The following is a 2406-nucleotide window of genomic DNA, read 5'->3' as shown; positions in this document are numbered from 1 at the left end:
AATTATGTAACATCAATGTTTTAGTTGATTTAAAGTGTAGCCTAAAACTTCAATCTAGCTATAGCATCTATACCAATGTGAAGCTTACGCCATTGGCGACGATATTCAGCCCCATGTTTCTTGCATTTCCATTCACCTTCACCAATAAACTTCAAGCCAGTAGAATCTACGAGTAGATGTAGCCCATTACTACTTTTTTGATAGCTAATCGCAATATCAATATGCTTTTGTCTACGACAAGGGGTGGAATAATCCGGAGCTGTCCAATCTAATCCAGAGAGTTTAATCAGGCTTTGAACAAAACCTGTGACCATGCGTAAAGAGAGTCGGAATAGCGATTTGATCATTAAGCAGCATTGAATCGCTGTATCAGAGTAGGTTTGATTTCGACCTTGCTTGCCTTGTGATTGTGCATACCACTGAGTATTTGGATCAAACCAAATAGAAATATTACCTCGGTTGATTAAAGCTCGGTTATAGGATGACAAATTGGTTGTACGGTAGATTTTAGAAGCAGGCTTATTCATTTGGAAATTATATTGCTGAATAAGCCTTCCATGCTAGCTTTATGCAACAAAACCGCCTCAATTTATAAAGATGTAAAATCAGGCTTATCCATAATTCGGGTTAAAATAGGCTTATCCATGCTTTGGCTCACTTCAAACCTAACCATTTCTTAATAAAAAGTGATCTTATTGCTATATTTGATAAATAATAAGTCCCTAATATATTTAATGGGATAATAGTGAAAACAAACCACCAGTCTGAAATATAATTAAAAAACTTAAAGTAAATGCTTGAGATTAATATTAAAAGAGGTAGATGGATTAAATAAAAAGGAAGAGCAATTTTTGACATTTCCTCAATAATTTTATTACTATTAATTTTTAAATTCATAAAATAAAAGAAAATACATAAGCACATGAGCATGGAGAAAAAATCTTTAAGAAAAACATCTAATATTTTTGGTAAAAATAGTAAATTACTAGATTTTAAAATATACCATGATGTAAATAACAAGAAATAAATAAAAATAGTTTTTTTTGTAAAATTTAATTTTATAAAAAATATAATCATTCCCACAATAAATAGTCCAAAATACCTAACGGAATTAGATATTTGAAGAAATTCATTTAATTTGTAATCTATGATGTAACCTACAGAATAAGATAAAATATGAAAAACTACAGAAATAAATATAGATAAAAGTGTAAATTTAAATAAACTAAAATTAATAATATCTGAAATACTTTTAGACAAGTATTTTAGCATATTTTCTGAAATTAAAAAGGTTACCATACTTATTATAGATAATGACACTAAAAACCATAAGTGTCTATAAGAAAAAGCATAACTAAAATTTTTAAAATCTTGTATAAAGAAAATAATAAAAAAAGTTATAGGTGCGATTGTTAATATTGAAAATATTGTAGGTTTTATTATTTTATTAAATCTACTTTTTTTATAATAAATTGACCCTTTCTTAATGATTAGTAATGAGGCAAAAAAACCTGATATAATAAAAAATAAATCCATTCTAAATGGATTTGTGTAATTTAATATGTTTTCAACTAACTGACTTTGTTTAATGTAGCCTTCAAAACCAAAACTACCACTCATTAACATAGAAGCATGAAAGGTGGGTCCAAAAATTAGAATTATAGATCTGAGTAAGTCTAGACCAACATATCTAGTATACATATGAGTCCTATTTAGTGAGTAATATAAGATAATTGTAGTAAATTAGCTTTGGAAAGTAATGTTTTATTTTCATAAAAACAAGTCATGAGTGATATAATTAAGAACACAAATTTTAATACGGACAGGCTTTATTGCATAAAGCTAGCATGGAAGGCTTATTCAGCAATATAATTTCCAAATGAATAAGCCTGCTTCTAAAATCTACCGTACAACCAATTTGTCATCCTATAACCGAGCTTTAATCAACCGAGGTAATATTTCTATTTGGTTTGATCCAAATACTCAGTGGTATGCACAATCACAAGGCAAGCAAGGTCGAAATCAAACCTACTCTGATACAGCGATTCAATGCTGCTTAATGATCAAATCGCTATTCCGACTCTCTTTACGCATGGTCACAGGTTTTGTTCAAAGCCTGATTAAACTCTCTGGATTAGATTGGACAGCTCCGGATTATTCCACCCCTTGTCGTAGACAAAAGCATATTGATATTGCGATTAGCTATCAAAAAAGTAGTAATGGGCTACATCTACTCGTAGATTCTACTGGCTTGAAGTTTATTGGTGAAGGTGAATGGAAATGCAAGAAACATGGGGCTGAATATCGTCGCCAATGGCGTAAGCTTCACATTGGTATAGATGCTATAGCTAGATTGAAGTTTTAGGCTACACTTTAAATCAACTAAAACATTGATGTTACATAATT

The 2406-nt window shown here is 30.1% G+C and carries 1 protein-coding gene and 2 pseudogenes; 1 reads left to right on the top strand and 2 read right to left on the bottom strand.

Features of this window, described 5'->3' with window-relative positions; all coding sequences use genetic code 11:
* Positions 1–62: 62 nt before the first annotated feature.
* Positions 63–527 (bottom strand): annotated as a pseudogene (locus AC5YCD_RS15675) (IS5 family transposase); the annotation flags it as partial.
* Positions 528–654: 127 nt separating this feature from the next.
* Positions 655–1701: an acyltransferase family protein gene (locus AC5YCD_RS15670; RefSeq protein WP_496130880.1), complete on the bottom strand. Its 1047-nt coding sequence runs from the start codon at positions 1699–1701 to the stop codon at positions 655–657.
* 178 nt (positions 1702–1879) lie between these two features.
* Between AC5YCD_RS15670 and AC5YCD_RS15665 the strand changes: the two are divergent.
* A pseudogene (locus AC5YCD_RS15665) lies at positions 1880–2344 on the top strand (IS5 family transposase); the annotation flags it as partial.
* Positions 2345–2406 lie beyond the last annotated feature (62 nt).

Source organism: Acinetobacter sp. CY05, from assembly GCF_059515805.1.
Note: the sequence above shows the minus strand (reverse complement) of the source record. Positions and strands in the feature narration are given on the sequence as shown.